Raw genomic sequence first — 19,326 nt, 5'->3', positions numbered from 1 at the left:
GACAAAACGCAGCTTGCTCTTTCCCCCGACCGACGATAAAAGACGGGTCTTCCTTCCCGTCATGCGCCGCCCTTGATTGCTTTCGGCCGCGCCCGGCATTTATCGCATCCAGCCGATATATTTTCCCCAAAGCAGATTCAGAGTCCGTCTATGCAAGAAATGAAACTCGCAGAGTTCAAGAACAAGAAGCCGCCAGAGCTGATCGCCTATGCCGAATCGCTCGAAGTAGAAAACGCCAGCGTCATGCGCAAGCAGGAGTTGATGTTTGCCATCCTGAAGAAACTGGCCGCCCAGGACGTCGAGATCATCGGCGATGGTGTGGTCGAGTTGCTGCAGGACGGTTTCGGCTTCCTGCGCTCAGCCAACGCCAATTATCTGCCGGGTCCCGACGATATCTACATCTCGCCCTCGCAGATCCGCCGCTTCTCCTTGAAGACCGGCGATACCGTCGAAGGCCCGATCCGCAGCCCAAAAGAGGGCGAGCGCTATTTCGCCCTTCTCAAGGTCAACACGATCAATTTCGACGATCCCGAAAAGATCCGTCACAAGATCCATTTCGACAATCTGACGCCGCTCTATCCGACCAAGCGGCTGAAGATGGAGATCGACAATCCGACCGGCAAGGACATCTCGTCGCGGGTAATCGACCTGGTGGCGCCGATCGGCAAGGGACAGCGCGCGCTCATCAACGCGCAGCCGCGTACCGGTAAAACGGTGCTGATGCAGAATATCGCCCACTCGATCACGGCCAATCATCCGGAATGCTATCTGATCGTACTTCTGATCGACGAACGGCCAGAAGAAGTGACCGACATGCAGCGTTCGGTGAAGGGCGAGGTCGTGTCCTCGACCTTTGACGAACCGGCGGTGCGCCACGTCCAGGTCGCCGAAATGGTCATCGAAAAGGCCAAGCGCCTGGTCGAGCATGGCCGCGACGTCGTTATTCTGCTCGATTCGATCACCCGCCTCGGCCGTGCCTACAACACCGTTGTGCCGTCCTCCGGCAAGGTGCTGACCGGCGGTGTCGACGCCAACGCGCTGCAGCGGCCGAAGCGCTTCTTCGGCGCGGCCCGCAACATCGAGGAAGGCGGCTCGTTGACCATCATCGCCACCGCGCTGATCGACACCGGCAGCCGCATGGACGAAGTCATCTTCGAAGAGTTCAAGGGCACCGGCAACTGCGAAATCCAGCTCGACCGCAAGGTCGCCGACAAGCGCATCTACCCGGCCATGGACATTTTGAAGTCCGGCACCCGCAAGGAAGACCTGCTGGTCTCCAAGCAGGATCTGCAGAAGATCTTCGTCCTGCGCCGCATCCTGGCGCCGATGGGAACCACCGACGCGATCGAGTTCCTGATCGACAAGCTGAAGCAGACCAAGACCAACGCCGATTTCTTCGATTCAATGAACACGTAAGCAGTTTCACCGGATCATCGGTCATGCATGAAACCCCGTTCCGGGAAACCGGGACGGGGTTTTTCATTGCGGGGGCAAACAGGTCGCATTTCCGACAGGGCGTGGCCTTGGGCGGCAATTTCCATCGCTGTCGTCATGCGAGTAATCCCGTCTCGAAGATCGGAGGCCGCATGAAGAAAACAATCCCGACCCTGATCGGCTTCTCGGCCATCCTGACATGGTCGTTCCTGGCGCTGCTTTCGACTGCGGCTGGACCGATTCCGCCCTTTCAGCTGGCGGCGATGACGTTTCTGCTTGGCGGGTTGGTCGGCGCGTCGAGCTGGCTTGTCCGTCCGGCGGCGATCAAGTCGCTGCGCCAGCCGTGGCAGGTCTGGGCGCTCGGCACAGCGGGGCTGTGCATCTATCACTGCGCCTATTTCTTCGCCATCCACTCGGCGCCGCCGGTCGAGGTCAGCCTGATCGCCTATCTCTGGCCGTTGCTGATCGTCGTCTTTGCCGCCTTCCTGCCTGGAGAAAAGCTTAGGGCCCATCACATCGCCGGCGTCGTGCTCGGCCTTGCCGGCGCCATTGTGGTGATCACCAAGGGCGGCACGATCGGACTGGCCAATGGTGTGATGAAGGGGCATGTCATCGCGCTGTTCTGCGCTTTCATCTGGGCCGGCTATTCGGTTTTATCGCGCCGCTTTGGCAAGGTGCCGACCGATGTCGTCGCCGGTTACTGCTTCATCACGGCTGCGGTCGCCTTGGTGCTGCACCTGACGCTTGAGGCTACCGTCTGGCCACAGACGGCGACGCAGTGGAGCGCCATCGTCATCTTGGGCGTAATACCGCTAGGCGCCGGCTTTTACGCCTGGGACTATGGCTGCAAGCACGGCGACATCATGATCCTCGGCGCCCTCTCCTACGCGGCGCCCCTCTTCTCGGTCATCGTGCTTCTGCTGGCAGGCTTTGGTGTGTTTCACTGGTCGGTGGCTGTTGCTTGCATCCTGATCACGGTCGGAGCGGTGGTCGCGGCCAAGGATTTGCTGTTCGCGCCGCGGCCGCCATCCATTGATGTGACGCGGCTTCCTTCGGCCTTGGACGGAAACACGGGTTGCCGGGGTCGCAACAGCGGCTCGGTTCCTACGGATCCGGCCCCACGGGCAGGATAGCCGGTACATAGCTCCGGTCTGCCGGTCTGCGGCCGGATGCCACTGGCCAATGTTAAGTCGATTCGCATCCGTTCCGATCGCGGAGACGATCGGCGTGACGCGGGTCGGGATTTCCGATTCGCAACCGGAACGAGGCTTGCCTCATGGGGAGATGAGCTCCAGCTTCACGGTTCCGGGCCAGGAACAGGCATTAACGATGCCGGCCTGCCGTAGGGCTTGCTGGCCCGCCCAGAACTGCTTGGCGTCGGGATTAGGACCCGCCTGCTCGCACATGGATGACAAGGCGGCTATACAGATTTGGTAATGTCCGGCCGCTCCTCGCGATCAACCTTGATATTGACGAACAGCCGGTTCATGACGGCCGCGACACTGTGGGATTGTCGATCGGACAGCTAGGCGACCGGTGAGAAGGGCAAATGATTTCAGGCGATTCGATCGTTGCGCTTTCCAGCGGGCGCCTGCCCGCCGGCATCGCTGTCATCCGCATTTCCGGACCGAGGACTCGATTCGTTGTCGAAACGGTGGCTGGTGGCACGGTCAAGGACCGGTGTGCGACCCTGCGCAAGCTCCGAACGGTGGACGGGTCGCTTATCGACAACGGCCTGGTGCTGTTTTTTCCTGGGCCGAACAGTTTTACCGGCGAGGATGTCGCCGAGTTCCACGTCCATGGCGGCCGCGCGGTCGCCGGCAAGATGCTGGAGATCGTCGTCGGCTTTGACGGCCTGCGTCATGCGGAGCCTGGGGAATTTACGCGCCGGGCTCTTCTCAACGGCAAGCTGGATCTGGTCGAGACGGAGGCGTTGGCCGATCTGGTCAATGCCGAAACCGAAGCGCAGCGGCGCTTTGCCGTGCAGAATGCCGAAGGAGTGCAAAGCGAACTCTATCTTGGCTGGCGCCGTCGGCTGATCCATGCACGGGCGATGATCGAGGCGGAAATCGACTTCGCCGACGAAGACGACGTGCCCGGTTCGGTTTCGGACACGGTCTGGTCCGATGTGCGCGCAATGGTGGGCGAGATCGGCCGGCATGTCGATGGCTTCCATGCCGCCGAGATCATCCGTGACGGGTTTGAGGTTGTCATCCTCGGTGCACCGAACGCCGGAAAATCCAGCCTGTTCAACGCGCTGGCCAGGCGTGAGGCGGCGATTGTTACCGACGAGCCCGGCACGACGCGGGACTTGCTCGAAGTGGTGCTGGATCTCCACGGAGTGCGGGTCAGGGTAACCGACACCGCGGGCCTGCGCCAGTCGCCCGGCAAGATCGAAGCGATCGGTATCGAAAAGGCGCGGGCCAAGGCGCACACGGCTGACCTGGTGCTGTTGCTGGAAGATCTGGCGGACCCTACTGCCATCGGCAACATGCCTGTTGACGCCCCGGCTTTGAGAATCGGCACCAAGGTCGATCTCTTGAAAGGTTCGCCGCGATCAGAGGCGTATGATGCGTTGATATCGACGGTGGACGGCACTGGGTTGGCTGAACTCCTGGCCGAGATCGGCAGGCGCGCCGCAGCTGCTATCGGCGATGCCGGTGACATCCTGCCGTCTCGGTTGCGGCATGTGGAGCTGCTCAATGAGACCAGGCGCTTTCTGATCTCGGCTTTGTCGGGGCAAGAGCGCGGCCAGGAGCTGCGGGCGGAAGAGCTGCGTCTTGCGGCGGACCGGCTTGGCCGGATTGTCGGCGCGGTGGATGTCGAGGACCTGCTGGACGTGATCTTTTCGCAGTTTTGCATTGGAAAGTGACTCACGTGAAACAGGGGGGGCGTGTGAGTGACTCACGTGAAACACAGGGGGCCGCCCTAGTGCGTGTTTCACGTGAAATGAGGAGTTTGGCAAAAACGGCAAGTGCCGAAGGCCGGCCCCGCCCCTCATTGTCCTCCGGGCATTTCTCACGTGCAGTGACGGGGAGAAAGATACTGTTATCCGGGATTTCGCCAACCACCGAAGCGCGCCAGCGCTTGAGCTCCTCCTTGTTCACCGGGAGAAGATGCCGGCAGGCAGATGAGGGGCAGCGCCAGCCGAGGTAATTGTCGCCGCTTCCCTGACTCACGTGAAACACCTCTGCGGCTTTCAGCACTCCGTTCCCCGTGAACGAATCAACCTGCAATCCTTGACAGCGTGCTCTCGTGGGGACATGTGTCGGGAAATCTCTGAATCTGGAAGGGACAATGATCGATCACTATGATGTGGTTGTGGTGGGCGGTGGCCATGCCGGGTGCGAGGCTGCGAGCGCTGCCGCGCGCGCCGGTGCCAGGACCGCGCTGATCACGCTGCGCTTCGACACGATCGGTTTCATGTCCTGCAATCCGGCGATCGGCGGACTCGGGAAGGGCCATCTGGTGCGTGAGATCGACGCAATGGACGGGCTGATGGGCCGCATCGCCGATGCTGCCGGCATCCAATTCCGCCTGCTTAATCGCCGCAAAGGCCCTGCCGTGCGCGGGCCGCGCACGCAGGCCGACCGCAAGCTGTATCGGCTGGCCATGCAGGAAGCGATTCGGCAGCAGAACGGTCTCGACGTCGTCGAAGGCGAGGTACTGGACTTCGACATCGTGGATGGACGGGTCGCCGCTGTGCGCCTGGCCGACGGGCGCCGGTTGGTGTGCGGCGCGGTGGTGCTGACCACCGGCACGTTTCTCCGCGGTCTTATTCACATTGGCGACAGGAAGATTGTCGCCGGGCGGATGAACGAGCAGGCGAGCCTTGGCCTGTCGGCGACGATGAGCCGCGCCGGTTTCGCGCTTGGACGGCTGAAGACCGGCACGCCACCGCGGCTCGATGGCCGCACCATCGACTGGGCGTCGCTGGAAAGCCAGGCGGCCGACGAACATCCAGTGCCGTTCTCGCTGCTCACCGACACAATCAAGAATCCGCAAATCCATTGCGGCATCACGCGTACGACGCCGGCGACGCACGAGCTGATCCGCGCCAATCTCGACCGCTCCGCCATGTATTCCGGCTCGATCGAAGGCGTAGGTCCACGTTACTGCCCGTCGATCGAAGACAAGATCGTCAAGTTCGGCGATCGAGAAGGTCATCAGATATTCCTGGAGCCGGAAGGGCTGGACGATGACACCGTCTACCCCAATGGCATCTCGACCTCCCTGCCCGAAGACGTCCAACTCGACATTCTGAAGACGATCCCGGGCCTGGAACGCGCGACCATGCTGCAGCCCGGCTACGCCATCGAATATGACCACGTCGATCCGCGCGAGCTCGAGCCGACGCTTGAGACCAAACGTATTGCGGGGCTTTTCCTGGCCGGGCAGATCAACGGCACCACCGGCTATGAAGAAGCCGGAGCGCAGGGCCTGCTCGCCGGGCTCAACGCCGGGCGCAAGGTTTCGGCTGGCGACCAGATCGTGCTCAGCCGCACCGAAGCCTATATCGGTGTGATGGTCGACGACCTCACCAGCCGCGGCATTGCCGAGCCCTACCGCATGTTCACTTCGCGGGCGGAGTTTCGCCTATCGCTGCGCGCCGACAATGCCGATGAAAGGCTTACGCCGCTGGCAAATCGGCTTGGTATCGTGTCGCCGGAGCGGACGCGGCGGTTCAATCAAGTCACACAGGATCTTGATAGGGCGCGCGAACTCGCAGTTGCGACGACGATGACGCCCAACGAAGCGGCGCGGCATGGGCTGGAGATCAACAGGGACGGCGTGCGCCGCTCCGCTTATGAATTGCTCGCTCATCCCGGCGTCGATATAGCCTGGCTGGCCCGTGTTGCGCCGGCCTTTGGCGCAATCAACGTCAAAACCGCTGAGCGGCTCGAAACGGAAGCGAAATATTCGGTTTACCTTGATCGCCAGCAGGCGGATGTCGCACAGATCCGCCACGAGGAAAGCCGGCTGATCCCGGCGTCGGTGGATTTCGCCGATGTTCCTGGCCTGTCCAATGAGCTGAAGCAGAAGATGCTAACGCGTCAGCCCCGGTCGATCGCTGACGCGCAGCGTATGGAAGGCATGACGCCGGCGGCGCTGGCCATCATCGTCGCGCACGTCCGCAACGCCGAATCGGCCGCCCAAAGGGCCGTTGCGTGAGCGCTGCCTCATGGGCGAGCCTGCAAGAGGCCGCGGGACCGGTTTCACGTGAAACATTCGATCGGTTGGTGACGTTCGAACAGTTGTTCCTGAAATGGAACCGCAGCATCAATCTGGCCGCGCCGTCGACGCTGGACGATGTCTGGGGCCGCCATATTCTGGATAGCGCGCAGCTGGCGCGAATCGCACCGCAGGCCAAACGCTGGGCCGATCTCGGTTCGGGCGGCGGTTTTCCGGGCCTGGTAATGGCCTTCCTGCTGGTCGAACGCGATGGCGCGTCGATCGATCTGGTCGAGAGCAATCGCAAGAAAGCGTCGTTTTTACAGGCGGTCATTGGCCAGTTCGGTTTGCCGGCACGGGTCGTCGCCCGGCGCATCGACGACAGCTATGCGCTTGTTTCCGCACCGGAAATCATCACGGCGCGGGCGCTTGCCGCGCTGCCGGCGCTGCTCGATCTGTCGGCGCCGTGGCTGACCAAGGGATCGCGGGCGCTGTTCCACAAAGGCCGGGATTACCGCTCCGAGGTGGAAGAAAGCACTCACCGCTGGGCTTTCGATCTGGTAGAACATCCGAGCATGACCGACGCCCATGGCGTCATCCTCGAAGTGACCGATCTGCAGACTGCGTAAGCTCTCCTTCGCAACCTTGGCGACGCAATGAATATCTGGCCCACATGAATACCTGGCACAGACCCATGAAAACCGGACCTCGCATCATCACCGTCGCCAACCAGAAGGGCGGCGTCGGCAAGACAACCACCGCCATCAATCTGGCCACGGCGCTGGCCGCGATCGGCGAAAAGGTGCTGATCGTCGATCTCGACCCGCAAGGCAATGCCTCGACGGGTCTCGGTATCGACCGCAAGGACCGCACCGTCTCCTCCTACGATGTGCTGACCGGCGAACTGGGCCTGGAAGAGGCCGCCATTCCAACGGCGGTGCCCGGCCTGTCGATCGTGCCGTCGACGCTCGATCTGCTCGGCATCGAGATGGAAATCGCCTCGGCGCCGGATCGCGTGCTTAAGCTGCGCAACGCGCTGCGCGCCGCCACCGAGCGCGGTGCGCCGTTCGGCTATGTGCTGATCGACTGCCCGCCCTCGCTCAACCTTTTGACTTTGAATTCAATGGCGGCAGCCGATTCTGTTCTTGTGCCGCTGCAGTGCGAGTTCTTCGCGCTGGAAGGGCTAAGCCAACTCCTGGAAACGGTGGAGCAGGTGCGTCGTTCGATCAATCCAGACCTGATCATCCAGGGCATCGTGCTGACCATGTATGACGGCCGCAACAACCTCGCCAACCAGGTGGTGCAGGACGTGCGGGCACACATGGGCGACAAAGTCTACGAGACGATCATTCCTAGGAATGTGCGGGTGTCCGAGGCGCCGTCCTACGGCAAGCCGGCAATCCTCTACGATCTCAAGTGCTCAGGCAGCCAGGCCTATCTGCAGCTGGCGTCCGAAGTGATCCGCCGCGAGCGCAAATTGCGCGCCGCTTGACTAGGCAGGGTCGATAAACAAAGCCGATCCGTCACCGAAACGATCAAGAATCTGGAATTGAGATGAGCGAAGACCTTTCGAGAAAGAGACTGGGGCGTGGACTGGCGGCGCTGATCGGCGAGATCGACCGCCCGGTGGCAGCCGAAAAGCCGGGCTTGAATGCGGACGGCAAGGTGCCGATAGAGTTCCTGAGCCCGAACCCGAAAAACCCGCGCCGCCACTTTGGCGACGCCGACCTCACCGATCTCGCGCAGTCGATCCGCGAGCATGGCGTGGTGCAGCCGGTGGTGGCGCGGCCTTCGCCGACGCAGGCCGGGCGCTACGAAATCATCGCCGGCGAGCGGCGCTGGCGCGCGGCCCAGCGAGCCGGGCTGACCGAGATCCCGATCATCGTGCGCGACGTCAACGACCGCACAGCGCTGGAACTGGCGATCATAGAAAACGTCCAGCGCACCGATCTCAACCCGGTCGAGGAGGCGCTCGGCTACCAGCAATTGATCGACGACCACGGCTACACACAGGCCGACCTCGGCAATGTAATCGGCAAGAGCCGCAGCCACGTCGCCAACACGCTCAGGCTGTTGAAGCTGCCCGACGTGATCCGCGACATGCTGGTCGACGGCGCGCTGTCGGCCGGCCATGCCCGGACGCTGGTGACGGCGCAGGATCCCGCCGGGCTAGCCAAGCAGATCGTCGAAGAAGGGCTTTCGGTGCGCCAGGCCGAGGCGCTGGCGCAAATGCCGGCGGGCGGTACGCCGCCCAAGGCAAAACCAGCACACGGCGCATCGGGCAAGGATGCCGACACGCTGGCGCTGGAAAGGCTGATGACCAACACGATCGGCATGATCGTGACCATCGAGCACAAGGGCAAAGGCGGCGCGATCCGCGTGGACTACCGCAGCCTGGAGCAGCTCGACGAGCTATGCCGGCGGTTGAAGGACGAGCGGTAGAAAGTTGAGGTTGCGCCATATTTAGCCGGCGAATGAAGTTCTGGCTTAGGATGAAGAAAGGGCTTGGCGGTTGCCGGCCCTTCTTTTTATTGGCGATTGCCGAAGGGATCGAACTGCTGATCTCCCCCCTTGAGGGGGAGATGGCCGGCAGGCCAGAAGGGGTCGTCTCCCATCAAGCGCCGACCTCGTTTGTCGTTGCGAAAGGCGCCAGCGCTCCACGCGCGGCGACCCCCTCTGTCGCCTTTGGCGACATCTCCCCCTCAAGGGGGAAATCACCGCTGCGCCAGCCTCGCGCTCTCCACCGCAATGCCGAGCAGCGCCTGCCGTGCCAGCGCTTCCGACAAATCCGGCCTGCGCCTGGTCTGCAGCACGGCCGATTGCAGCCGGTTCAGCGCGCGGCTGAGCGCCTCGACGTTCCAGCGCTCCAGCGCCTTCTCCACCAGCTTGCGCCGCGAGAAAAACACCGGCGGACGGGCGCCGGCCATGGCCGAGGCGGCGTTGCGGCCGGCGGTGTCCATCTGGCCGCGCATGACCTGAAGCTGCTGCAGCTGCCGCATCGCCGAGGACAGCACCAGGAAAGCATGGCCGCCGGACAGGCAGTGGCGGGTGAAGGCGGTGTCGAAGTCACCGATCTTGCCTTCCAGCACAGCATCGACCGCGTCGTCGAAGGAGGCGCCGGAAACGTCGCCGGACATCGCCCTGACGTCATCGAGGCCAATGTCCTTCTGGCCGTGGGCGTAAAGCACCAGCTTTTCGATTTCACCGCGCGAGGCCAGCCGGTCGCCGCCGAGATTGCGGCGCAGCGCCTGGCGCGCATCGAGCGCCATCGACATGCCGGCCTTGCGCAGCTCGTCGTCGATGACGCTGTCGATGTCGCGGGCTTCATCGGCATAGCAAGGCAGCGCCATGGCGTTGTCGGCCGCCTCGACCACGGCGCGCAGCCCGACGCCCTTTTTGAGATCGCCGGCCTCGATGAGAATGATGGCGTCGCGCACGGGCTCCGCCGTTAGCGCCTTGACGTCGTCGGCCAGCGCCTTCTGACCGCTGGCATTTCGCACCCACAGAAGCCGCCGGTCGGAGAACATCGGCACGGTGCGGGCTTCATCGAGCAGCCGGCCCTGGTCGCGATCGACCTCCGCGCCGTCGAGCCGTACGACGGAAAACGGATCGTCGAGCGGCAGGCCGGTTTTCGCGGCAAAGGTTTTGGCCCGCTCGGCGACCAAGCCGCGGTCGGGTCCGTAAAGCAGGACGATCGATATGCGCGCGTCCGGCTTCGCCAGCCACGAATCGACTTCGTATCCTTTTTTCTGCGCCATTAGCGGTGGTTAGCATGGGGAGAGGGCGGAGTGAACCTTCTCCAGAGAGTTCGAGACCCGATTGCCCTTCCTCCGGAGGGGGGAGAGGTGGCTCGGCGAAGCCGAGACGGAGTGGGGGAACCACCTGGCAATCGCCGCGAACGGACAAAGGAAGGGCACTATCTCAAGCGTTGCCTAGCGCCCAAGGGTCGACCCCCACTCCGTCGAGCTTCGCTCGACACCTCTCCCCCGATCGACGGGGGAGAGGAAAGCGCAAGTTCGCCGACCTTGGTTCCCTCATCTCTCCCGGAGGCTGTGAAGTGACTATCTGCCGGAAATCCTGCAAAACTTTGCGCCTAATTGCGCGCCGCTCCCCAACATCGACAAGAAATTTCGCCGACATATCTGCATCTTGCGGTCGCCTGCCGGCCGGGACGCCGGATCGGTTTCGGCGCCCCATGAATTGGCGCTGTGCCGGGCGCGCGGATGTGCAAATATCGACGCCAGGCAAATGGGAGGACCATGGTCATGACCGATGCTGGGATGTTGCGGTTTCATGTGCCGGAGCCGGAAGTGCGGCCGGGCGGAACGCCCGACTTCTCCAACGTGCCTATCCCCAAGGCCGGCTCGGTGCCGCGACCGGACATCAATGTCGATCCGCGCACCGTCCGCGACATGGCGTTTTCGATCATCCGTGTGCTCAACCGCACCGGTGAGGCGGTCGGGCCGTGGGCCGGGCTGCTCACCGACGAGGAGCTGCTCGAGGGGTTGCGCCACATGATGACGCTGCGCAGCTTCGATGCGCGCATGCAGATGGCGCAGCGCCAGGGCAAGACCTCGTTCTACATGCAGCATCTGGGCGAAGAGGCGGTGAGCTGCGCTTTCCGCAAGGCGCTAGCGCCAGGCGACATGAATTTCCCGACCTATCGGCAAGCCGGCCTGCTCATCGCCGACGGCTATCCGATGGTCACGATGATGAACCAGATTTATTCCAACGAGGCCGATCCGCTCAAAGGGCGGCAATTGCCGATCATGTATTCGTCGAAGGAGCATGGCTTCTTCTCGATCTCCGGCAATCTGGCGACGCAATACATCCAGGCGGTCGGCTGGGCGATGGCTTCCGCTATCAGCAACGATTCGAAAATCGCGGCGGCGTGGATCGGCGACGGCTCGACGGCCGAATCCGATTTCCATTCCGCACTGGTGTTCGCCTCGACCTACAAGGCGCCGGTCATCCTCAATGTCGTCAACAACCAGTGGGCGATCTCGACGTTTCAAGGCATTGCGCGCGGCGGTTCCGGCACCTTTGCCGCGCGCGGCCTCGGCTTCGGTATTCCGGCGTTGCGCGTCGACGGCAACGACTATCTCGCCGTTCATGCCGTGGCCAAATGGGCGGCGGAGCGGGCGCGCCAGAATCTCGGCCCGACTCTGATCGAATATGTCACCTACCGTGCCGGCGCGCATTCGAGCTCGGACGATCCATCTGCCTATCGGCCGAAGACTGAATCCGACGCCTGGCCGCTCGGCGATCCGGTGATGCGGCTGAAGAACCATCTGATCCAGCGCGGCGTCTGGTCGGATGAGCGCCATGTACAGGCCGAAGCGGAAATCCTCGACACGGTGATCGCGGCGCAGAAGGAGGCCGAAAGCAACGGCACGCTGCATGCCGGCGGCAAGCCGTCGACGCGCGAAATGTTCGAGGGCGTGTTTGCCGAGATGCCGCCGCATCTCAGGCGCCAGCGCCAGCAGGCGGGAGTCTGACCATGCCGAGACGGACCATGATCGAGGCGATCCGCGACGCCATGGACGTGTCGATGGCGCGCGACGAACGCGTCGTCGTCTATGGCGAGGATGTCGGCTTCTTCGGCGGGGTTTTTCGCTGCACGGCAGGCCTGCAAGCGAAATACGGCAAGAGCCGCTGCTTCGATGCGCCGATCAACGAATCCGGCATTGTCGGCTCCGCCATCGGCATGGCCGCCTATGGGCTGAAGCCATGCGTGGAAATTCAGTTTGCCGACTACATGTACCCGGCTTACGACCAGCTGACGCAGGAAGCAGCACGCCTGCGCTACCGCTCGAACGGCGATTTCACCTGCCCGATCGTTGTCCGCATGCCGACCGGCGGCGGCATTTTTGGCGGCCAGACGCACAGCCAGAGCCCGGAAGCGCTGTTCACCCATGTGTCGGGGCTGAAGACGGTGGTGCCGTCCAATCCTCATGATGCCAAGGGGCTGCTGATCGCGGCGATCGAGGATCCCGATCCGGTGATTTTTCTGGAGCCGAAGCGGCTCTATAACGGACCGTTCGATGGCCATCACGACCGACCGGTGACGCCATGGTCGAAGCATGAACTGGGCGAGGTCGCCGACGGCCATTACACGGTGCCGCTCGGCAAGGCGGCGATCCGCCGGGCGGGCTCGGCCGTCACCGTGCTCGCCTACGGCACCATGGTCTATGTCGCGCAGGCGGCCGTGGAAGAAACCGGCATCAATGCCGAGATCATCGATTTGCGGACCCTGCTGCCGCTCGATCTCGACGCGATAGTCGCTTCGGTGAAGAAGACCGGGCGCTGCGTCGTCGTGCACGAGGCGACACTGACCTCCGGCTTCGGCGCCGAGTTGTCGGCGTTGGTGCAGGAAAATTGTTTCTACCATCTGGAAGCGCCGGTGGCGCGCGTCACCGGTTGGGACACGCCCTACCCGCATGCGCAGGAATGGGAGTATTTCCCGGGGCCGGCCCGTGTCGGCCGCGCGCTTCTCGAAACCATGGGAGCTTAGGGATGGGCGAACACATCATCAAGCTGCCGGATGTCGGCGAAGGCGTCGCCGAGGCCGAACTTGTAGAGTGGCACGTCAAGGTCGGCGACCTCGTGCGGGAGGACTCGGTGCTTGCCGCCGTGATGACCGACAAGGCCACTGTGGAAATACCTTCGCCGGTCGATGGCGAGATCCTGTGGCTGGGCGCCGAGATCGGCGACACGGTGGCGATCGGCTCGCCGATCGTGCGGCTGAAGGTTGCGGGCGAGGGCAATGTCGCCGAAGGCTCGAAATCGTCAGAGGCCACGGCGGCACCGACCCCCACCCCTGCCGGGGCGAGCCACGGGTCTCGCCCGTCCTCCGGACCCCCACAAGGGGGAGGCGTTTCGGCCACGAAATCCGACGCCAAGTCGCCATTACCTGCACCAGCAGCCAAAAGCGCACGGGCAGCTGAGACTGAATCCCCCTCCCCCTTGTGGGGAGGGGCCAGGGGTGGGGGTACTGCGCCGACATCTAAAGGTGCGGCACCCTCCGGCGCGCCGCGCGCGGAGGGCGAAAAGCCCTTGGCGTCGCCCGCCATCCGGCTCAGGGCGAAGGAGGCGGGGATCGATCTGCGCCAGGTGTCGGGAACCGGCCCTGCCGGCCGCATCAGCCACGAAGATATCGAGGCCTTTCTCGCGCGTGGGCCGCAGGTGGCGAAGGCGTCGGGTCTGGCGCGCAATGACAGCGTCGAGGATATCAAGGTCATCGGACTACGGCGCAAGATCGCCGAAAAAATGTCGCTGGCGAAGTCACGCATCCCGCACATCACCTATGTCGAGGAGATCGACGTCACAGCACTCGAGGAGTTGCGCGCGGCGCTCAACAAGGAAAAGCGCAAGGGTGTGGAGAGGCCGAAGCTGACGCTGCTGCCGTTCCTGATGCGGGCGATGGTCAAGGCGATTGCCGACCAGCCCAACATCAACGCGCTGTTCGACGACGAGGCGGGCATCATCCACCAACATGGCGGCGTCCATATCGGCATTGCCGCGCAGACACCGTCGGGCCTGGTGGTGCCGGTGGTCAAGCACGCCGAGGCGCGCGACCTCTGGGATTGCGCGGCCGAGCTCAACCGCCTGGCCGAAGCGGCGAAGTCGGGCACGGCGAGCCGCGACGAGCTGTCGGGATCGACCATCACCATCACCTCGCTCGGCGCCATGGGCGGCGTGGCGACGACGCCGGTCATCAACCATCCTGAGGTGGCGATCGTCGGCGTCAACAAGATGATGGTGCGGCCGGTGTGGGACGGCACCCAGTTCATCCCGCGCAAGATGATGAACCTGTCATCAAGCTTCGATCACCGGGTGGTCGACGGCTGGGATGCGGCGGTGTTTGTGCAGCGGATCAAGGCGCTGATTGAGACGCCAGCGCTGATATTTGTGGATTGAGGGGCGGAACGACCGAGATGACGGCGGGACAGCGCCCCCCTCTGCCTTACCAGGCATCTCCCCCACAAGGGGGGAGATTGGACGTCACGCAGGGTTTCGCCAATCTCCATCGTTGCAGGAATGAGCGAAGCGAAGAAACTGCTGATCTCCCCCCTCGTGGGGAGAAGTCCGGCAGGACAGAGGGGGGCGCGAAGGATCGGGACGGAACATTCCCTCGCATCAAAGGGTCACGCCATGAAAGAAATCTCCTGCAAGCTGCTGGTCATCGGCGCTGGGCCCGGCGGCTACGTCTGCGCTATCCGTGCCGGCCAGCTCGGCATCGATACGGTGATCGTTGAAGCCGGCAAACCGGGCGGCACCTGTCTCAATGTCGGCTGCATCCCGTCCAAGGCGATGATCCATGCGGCGGAAGAGTTCGAGAAGGTCGCGCATATGGCCGGCGGCAGCAGTCCGCTCGGCATCTCGGTAGCAGCGCCCGTGCTCGATCTCGGCAAGACGGTTGCGTGGAAGGACGGCATTGTTAGCCGGCTGACCGGGGGCGTTGCCGGGCTACTGAAGAAGGCCAAGGTCAAGACCGTCTATGGCTGGGCGACGTTCCGCGACGGCAAGACCGTCGCGGTCGAGACCGAGACCGGCACCCAGATCATCCGCGCCGAAACGGTTGTGATCGCCACCGGCTCGGCGACGGTGGAACTGCCGTTTCTGCCGTTCGGCGGCCCGGTGATTTCATCCACAGAAGCGCTGGCTCTCGGCGAGGTGCCGAAAAAGCTCGCCGTGGTCGGCGGCGGCTATATCGGGCTGGAACTCGGCATGGCGTTCGCCAAAATGGGCGCCGCGGTGACCGTGGTCGAGGCGCTGCCGCGCGTGCTGGCGCAGTATGATGCGGAACTGACCCGGCCGGTGGTGAAACGGCTGGCCCAGCTCGGCGTCGAGGTGATGCTTGGCGCCAAGGCCAAGGGGGTCAAGGGCGACGCGTTGCTGGTCGAGACCGCGGACGGCAAGAGCACCAAAATCGCGGCAGACAAGATCCTGGTCACGGTCGGCCGCAAGCCGGTGACGGAGGGCTGGGGCCTCGATCAGATCGATCTCGACATGGCCGGCAAGTTCATCAAGATCGACGACCAGTGCCGCACCTCGATGCGCGGCATCTATGCCATTGGCGACGTCACCGGCGAGCCGATGCTGGCGCACCGGGCGATGGCGCAAGGCGAAATGGTGGCCGAGATCGTCGCCGGCCACAAGCGCAGCTGGGACAAGCGCTCGATCCCGGCCGTCTGCTTCACCGATCCGGAGCTGGTGACGGCAGGGCTAACGCCGGAGGAGGCGAAGGCTTCAGGCGAAATCAAGATCGGCCAGTTCCCCTTCGCCGCCAACGGCCGGGCGATGACGAAACTCGGCGAGGACGGGTTTGTTCGTGTTGTCGCCCGCGCGGACAACCATCTGGTGCTGGGCATCCAGGCGGTCGGGCAAGGCGTGTCGGAACTGGCGGCGGCGTTCGGCCTGGCGCTGGAAATGGGCGCGCGGCTGGAGGATATCGCCGGGACCATCCATGCGCATCCGACGCAAGGCGAAGGCTTCCAGGAAGCGGCGCTGAAGGCGCTGGGCCACGCGCTGCATATTTGAAGTGCGCTTACCCTCCCCCTTGTGGGGAGGGTCGATCCGCGTAGCGGAGCGGGGTGGGGGTCCTCGCCGACCGTCAGCGCTCACCCCCACCCCGTCTCGCCATCTCCGCTTCGCTCCGACCGCGAGCCGACCCTCCCCACAAGGGGGAGGGTGGCCGCTCAGCCGTTGGTTGTCGCAGATCAGCGGAATGTACTAAGTGTCGGTCCATGGACACCGGCCTGAAGAAATACATCGCCATACGCTACAACATCGCCGCTGGCTTCAAGCCAAGCCAGTGGGACGGAAAGGGCCGCGCCAATCTCGACCCGGTCTGGCTGGTCGAGCGCCTGGCGTTGTTCGACACCTATTGCGCGTCGTCGCTCGAAGGCCAGTCGCTGAAGGATTTTACCGTCCTTCTGGCGTTCGATGCCGATACGCACGAGAACTATGTTCGCACCGTGTGCAGCTGCGTGGCCGGTGTCGACGTCAGGCCGATCCTTGTCGAGGCGGGCGAGGATTACAATGATCGCTTCAATGCCTTCGTCCAGGCCGATACCGATGCCGACTATGTTTCGCTCACGCGGCTCGACAGCGACGACGCGCTGGCGCCGACCTTCATGGAGCGCGTCGAGCACTACGCGCGCCGGGAGATCGAAAAGCGTGTGGTGGACCTGCAGCCGCTCTACATTGCCTTTCCGGACGGCCAGAATTTCGACACGGCAAGCGGACGCTACACGCACCACGACTATGTCACGTCGGCGTTCGGCACGCTGGTCGAAAGGAGATCGCCGGCGATGAGCGGCGTCTACAGCGAGCACCACGCAAAAATGGCGACGCGCTTCAACACCGTCGTGGCGGCATCGAAGGGCGCACAATGGTGCATCGTCATCCATGACAACAACGCCGCCAACGTGTTGAGGGGGAAGCCGGTCTCGGGGCCCTCCTTCACGGTGGGCCGACCGGGTGTCGAACCCAAGGTGCCAGCGCGAAGGCAAAGCGCGCCACGACAGGCGACGCAGCCCCGCATGGCGCCGCGGACCGCAGGCAACTTCATCCGGTTTCTGCTCGGACGACCGATGGCTCTGCGGAAGTAGCGGGCGCTTCACCCTCCCCCTTGTGGGGAGGGTCGATCGCGGAGCGGAGCGGGGTGGGGGTCCTCGCCAACCGTCGGCGCTCACCCCCACCCCGTCTCGCCATCTCCGCTTCGCTCCGATTGCGCGCCGACCCTCCCCACAAGGGGGAGGGTGAAGTAGCTCAGCTTGCCAGCCGGCTTACCATCTCGTGCTGCGCATAAGCGCGCCCAAAACGATTGGCGAGAAACGCATCCAGCGCGATGTTTTCCTGCTTGACGAAGCCGGTCGCCGGCAAGGTGCCGTCGGCCAGCATGTCGAGCACGGCGCAGATGCCGGAGGCGGTGGTGATCTGGATTGCGCTGCGCACCTGGTTGCCGATGCGCTGCGAATAGATCTTGTTGGCGTAGGTTTCCTGCAGCAGGCGGCCATTGCGGCGGCCCGAGACGGTGACGAAGACGATGACCACATCCTGCAGCGTTGCCGGCAGGGCGCTCTCGAAGATATCCTTCAGCACGTCGCGGCGGTGGCGCAGGCCGAGATCGTTGAGCAGCGCCTTCATGATCGCCGCGTGGCCGGGATAGCGGATGGTGCGGTAGTTCAGCGTGCGCACCTTGCCCTTCAGCGTCTCGGCCAGCGTGCCGAGACCGCCGGAGGTGTTGAAGGCCTCATAGGTGACGCCGTCGAGCGAGAACTCTTCGCGCTCCTCCAGCGGCGGCACCTCGATCAGCTCGCCCTCGACGATCGCCTCGCAGGGTTCGCAATATTCGTTGATGACGCCGTCGGTGCTCCAGGTCAGATTGTAGTTCAGCGCATTGGATGGGTATTGCGGCAGCGCGCCGACGCGCATGCGAACGCTTTCCAGCGTGTCGAAGCGGCTGGCGAGATCATTGGCGACGATCGAGATGAAGCCCGGCGCCAGGCCGCATTGCGGAATGAAGGCGCTGTTGCCCGACTTGGCCAGCTCCTTGACGCGGCGGGTCGAGACGACATCCTCGGTCAAATCGAGATAGTGCACGCCGGTGGCGGCGGCCGCTTCGGCGATGCGCGTGGTCAAATGGAAGGGGGCGGCGCTCAGCACGGCGAAGGCGCCGGCAAGGGCGGCCTCGAGTGCGCCCGGCGCTGCGATATCGAGCTCCAGCCCCTCGACGCCGGCGGGAAGTTCGGCCGCGGCAAGCTGCGCCGCCGCGCGGTCGATAACGGTGACGTGGTAGTCGCCGCTGTCGGCGAGCATGCCTGCAATGGTGGAGCCGATCTTGCCGGCGCCGACGACGATGATTTTCTTCATGACCTTGCCCCTCGTGAAAACTCTTTGGCCCAGACCGCCGCGCGGTGGACGCGATGCCTTCAAGAATCGCAGCTTGCCTGTCGAAAGGAAGCGTGAAACTGTTCGAAACGAACCCCACAATTGATCAATACGCCGATAAAGTTCGTCAAAATGCTCACTGACGCCGAACAAAAGCTGCTTTCCTTGCTGCGCGCCAATGCCCGCGCATCGACCACTGAGCTGGCGCGCCAGCTCGGCGTTTCGCGCACGACGGTGCAGAGCCGGATCGAGCGGCTGGAACAGCGCGGCATCATCACCGGCTATGGCGTGCGGATGGCGCCGGACTACGAGCAGGGGCTGGTGCGGGCGCATGTGCTGCTCACCGTCACGCCGAAACTCGCCGACAAGGTGGTGCGGGCGCTGCAGGCGCTGCCGCCGGTACGGACGCTGCACTCGGTGAGCGGCAATTTCGACATGATCGTCATCGTCGACGCGCCGTCGATCAGGGATCTGGATGCGTTGCTGGACGAGATCGGGGCGATGGACGGGGTCGAGCGGACGTCGTCGTCGATTATTTTGTCGACACGGATCGATCGGTAGGTGGAACGCATGAGCCGCTAATCTCCCCGTGCGGGGGAGATGGCCGGCAGGCCAGAGGGAGTCGGGTCGACTGGGCTCGGCCTACCTGCCGCTGCAGAAGGAGGTTAGCGCTCCACGCGAGGCGACCCCCTCTGTCGCCTTCGGCGACATCTCCCGTCAAGGGCATAGGCGCTAAGATAGCTTTGGCATGGACTGAAACTTGCGCTTTCGTGGTGGTTCGCGCCAGCGATATCGCAAGGCATGGAGATTTTGGCGCAGGGC

15 protein-coding genes and 1 pseudogene are annotated in these 19,326 nt (G+C 63.7%); 13 read left to right on the top strand and 3 right to left on the bottom strand.

What is annotated here, in order from left to right:
- The first annotated feature begins 150 nt into the window (after positions 1-150).
- A complete protein-coding gene (gene rho, locus NKH38_RS09095) occupies positions 151-1,416 on the top strand; it encodes a transcription termination factor Rho (protein ID WP_023672113.1) in 1,266 nt (421 codons plus the stop codon).
- Positions 1,417-1,586: 170 nt separating this feature from the next.
- Positions 1,587-2,567 carry an aromatic amino acid exporter YddG gene (yddG, locus tag NKH38_RS09090; RefSeq protein WP_352759773.1) on the top strand — a complete coding sequence of 327 codons (981 nt, stop codon included), beginning with the start codon at positions 1,587-1,589 and terminating at the stop codon, positions 2,565-2,567.
- Between the two features lie 201 nt (positions 2,568-2,768).
- On the opposite strand, the pseudogene NKH38_RS09085 reads toward yddG, so the two are convergent.
- Positions 2,769-2,947, bottom strand: a pseudogene (locus NKH38_RS09085) (DUF255 domain-containing protein); the annotation flags it as partial.
- Between the two features lie 36 nt (positions 2,948-2,983).
- Between NKH38_RS09085 and mnmE the strand changes: the two are divergent.
- From mnmE to NKH38_RS09060, 5 genes are all read left to right on the top strand, one after another.
- Positions 2,984-4,306 carry a tRNA uridine-5-carboxymethylaminomethyl(34) synthesis GTPase MnmE gene (gene mnmE / locus NKH38_RS09080; RefSeq protein ID WP_352759776.1) on the top strand — a complete coding sequence of 441 codons (1,323 nt, stop codon included), beginning with the start codon at positions 2,984-2,986 and terminating at the stop codon, positions 4,304-4,306.
- A gap of 425 nt (positions 4,307-4,731) precedes the next feature.
- Positions 4,732-6,606 (top strand): tRNA uridine-5-carboxymethylaminomethyl(34) synthesis enzyme MnmG, encoded by a 1,875-nt coding sequence (gene mnmG / locus NKH38_RS09075; protein WP_352759778.1) that lies wholly within the window; start codon positions 4,732-4,734, stop codon positions 6,604-6,606.
- On the top strand, positions 6,603-7,235 hold the full coding sequence (gene rsmG / locus NKH38_RS09070; protein WP_352759781.1) for a 16S rRNA (guanine(527)-N(7))-methyltransferase RsmG: 633 nt from the start codon (positions 6,603-6,605) through the stop codon (positions 7,233-7,235). The genes mnmG and rsmG overlap by 4 nt, the downstream gene beginning before the upstream one ends.
- A gap of 65 nt (positions 7,236-7,300) precedes the next feature.
- Entirely contained in the window at positions 7,301-8,098 is a 798-nt protein-coding gene (locus tag NKH38_RS09065; protein WP_023672118.1) for a ParA family protein, read from the top strand.
- 62 nt (positions 8,099-8,160) lie between these two features.
- Positions 8,161-9,048 carry a ParB/RepB/Spo0J family partition protein gene (locus NKH38_RS09060; RefSeq protein ID WP_023726719.1) on the top strand — a complete coding sequence of 296 codons (888 nt, stop codon included), beginning with the start codon at positions 8,161-8,163 and terminating at the stop codon, positions 9,046-9,048.
- A 272-nt stretch (positions 9,049-9,320) separates the two neighbouring features.
- Here NKH38_RS09060 and holA read toward each other — a convergent pair whose 3' ends face one another.
- A complete protein-coding gene (gene holA, locus NKH38_RS09055) occupies positions 9,321-10,364 on the bottom strand; it encodes a DNA polymerase III subunit delta (RefSeq protein WP_352739899.1) in 1,044 nt (347 codons plus the stop codon).
- 507 nt (positions 10,365-10,871) lie between these two features.
- Here holA and NKH38_RS09050 point away from each other — a divergent pair.
- The 5 genes from NKH38_RS09050 (at position 10,872) to NKH38_RS09030 (ending at position 17,222) form a co-directional block, all read left to right on the top strand.
- Positions 10,872-12,104 carry a 3-methyl-2-oxobutanoate dehydrogenase (2-methylpropanoyl-transferring) subunit alpha gene (locus NKH38_RS09050; protein WP_352759786.1) on the top strand — a complete coding sequence of 411 codons (1,233 nt, stop codon included), beginning with the start codon at positions 10,872-10,874 and terminating at the stop codon, positions 12,102-12,104.
- Positions 12,105-12,106: 2 nt separating this feature from the next.
- Positions 12,107-13,120, top strand: a complete 1,014-nt coding sequence (locus tag NKH38_RS09045; RefSeq protein WP_352759789.1) for an alpha-ketoacid dehydrogenase subunit beta — start codon at positions 12,107-12,109, stop codon at positions 13,118-13,120.
- Positions 13,121-13,122: 2 nt separating this feature from the next.
- On the top strand, positions 13,123-14,526 hold the full coding sequence (locus tag NKH38_RS09040) for a dihydrolipoamide acetyltransferase family protein (protein WP_352759791.1): 1,404 nt from the start codon (positions 13,123-13,125) through the stop codon (positions 14,524-14,526).
- Positions 14,527-14,760: 234 nt separating this feature from the next.
- Entirely contained in the window at positions 14,761-16,149 is a 1,389-nt protein-coding gene (lpdA, locus tag NKH38_RS09035; RefSeq protein ID WP_352498845.1) for a dihydrolipoyl dehydrogenase, read from the top strand.
- A 206-nt stretch (positions 16,150-16,355) separates the two neighbouring features.
- Entirely contained in the window at positions 16,356-17,222 is an 867-nt protein-coding gene (locus NKH38_RS09030; protein WP_352759794.1) for a glycosyltransferase, read from the top strand.
- A gap of 160 nt (positions 17,223-17,382) precedes the next feature.
- Here NKH38_RS09030 and NKH38_RS09025 read toward each other — a convergent pair whose 3' ends face one another.
- Entirely contained in the window at positions 17,383-18,486 is a 1,104-nt protein-coding gene (locus tag NKH38_RS09025) for a saccharopine dehydrogenase family protein (protein WP_023715718.1), read from the bottom strand.
- A 150-nt stretch (positions 18,487-18,636) separates the two neighbouring features.
- Here NKH38_RS09025 and NKH38_RS09020 point away from each other — a divergent pair, with 150 nt between their 5' ends.
- Positions 18,637-19,065: an Lrp/AsnC family transcriptional regulator gene (locus tag NKH38_RS09020; RefSeq protein ID WP_023685052.1), complete on the top strand. Its 429-nt coding sequence runs from the start codon at positions 18,637-18,639 to the stop codon at positions 19,063-19,065.
- The last annotated feature ends 261 nt before the right edge of the window (positions 19,066-19,326 follow it).

This window comes from Mesorhizobium sp. M1078 (genome assembly GCF_040318615.1).
Classification (GTDB): Bacteria; Pseudomonadota; Alphaproteobacteria; order Rhizobiales; family Rhizobiaceae; genus Mesorhizobium.
This window is presented reverse-complemented; position numbering and strand designations above follow the sequence as displayed.

What these genes read in the sequence shown, in the direction of transcription:
- rho (WP_023672113.1), top strand. Translation starts at nt 151, where the DNA reads ATGCAAGAAATGAAACTCGCAGAGTTCAAGAACAAGAAGCCGCCAGAG.
- yddG (WP_352759773.1), top strand. Translation starts at nt 1,587, where the DNA reads ATGAAGAAAACAATCCCGACCCTGATCGGCTTCTCGGCCATCCTGACA.
- mnmE (WP_352759776.1), top strand. Translation starts at nt 2,984, where the DNA reads ATGATTTCAGGCGATTCGATCGTTGCGCTTTCCAGCGGGCGCCTGCCC.
- mnmG (WP_352759778.1), top strand. Translation starts at nt 4,732, where the DNA reads ATGATCGATCACTATGATGTGGTTGTGGTGGGCGGTGGCCATGCCGGG.
- NKH38_RS09065 (WP_023672118.1), top strand. Translation starts at nt 7,301, where the DNA reads ATGAAAACCGGACCTCGCATCATCACCGTCGCCAACCAGAAGGGCGGC.
- NKH38_RS09060 (WP_023726719.1), top strand. Translation starts at nt 8,161, where the DNA reads ATGAGCGAAGACCTTTCGAGAAAGAGACTGGGGCGTGGACTGGCGGCG.
- holA (WP_352739899.1), bottom strand. Translation starts at nt 10,364, where the DNA reads ATGGCGCAGAAAAAAGGATACGAAGTCGATTCGTGGCTGGCGAAGCCG.
- NKH38_RS09050 (WP_352759786.1), top strand. Translation starts at nt 10,872, where the DNA reads ATGACCGATGCTGGGATGTTGCGGTTTCATGTGCCGGAGCCGGAAGTG.
- NKH38_RS09045 (WP_352759789.1), top strand. Translation starts at nt 12,107, where the DNA reads ATGCCGAGACGGACCATGATCGAGGCGATCCGCGACGCCATGGACGTG.
- NKH38_RS09040 (WP_352759791.1), top strand. Translation starts at nt 13,123, where the DNA reads ATGGGCGAACACATCATCAAGCTGCCGGATGTCGGCGAAGGCGTCGCC.
- lpdA (WP_352498845.1), top strand. Translation starts at nt 14,761, where the DNA reads ATGAAAGAAATCTCCTGCAAGCTGCTGGTCATCGGCGCTGGGCCCGGC.
- NKH38_RS09030 (WP_352759794.1), top strand. Translation starts at nt 16,356, where the DNA reads ATGGACACCGGCCTGAAGAAATACATCGCCATACGCTACAACATCGCC.
- NKH38_RS09025 (WP_023715718.1), bottom strand. Translation starts at nt 18,486, where the DNA reads ATGAAGAAAATCATCGTCGTCGGCGCCGGCAAGATCGGCTCCACCATT.
- NKH38_RS09020 (WP_023685052.1), top strand. Translation starts at nt 18,637, where the DNA reads ATGCTCACTGACGCCGAACAAAAGCTGCTTTCCTTGCTGCGCGCCAAT.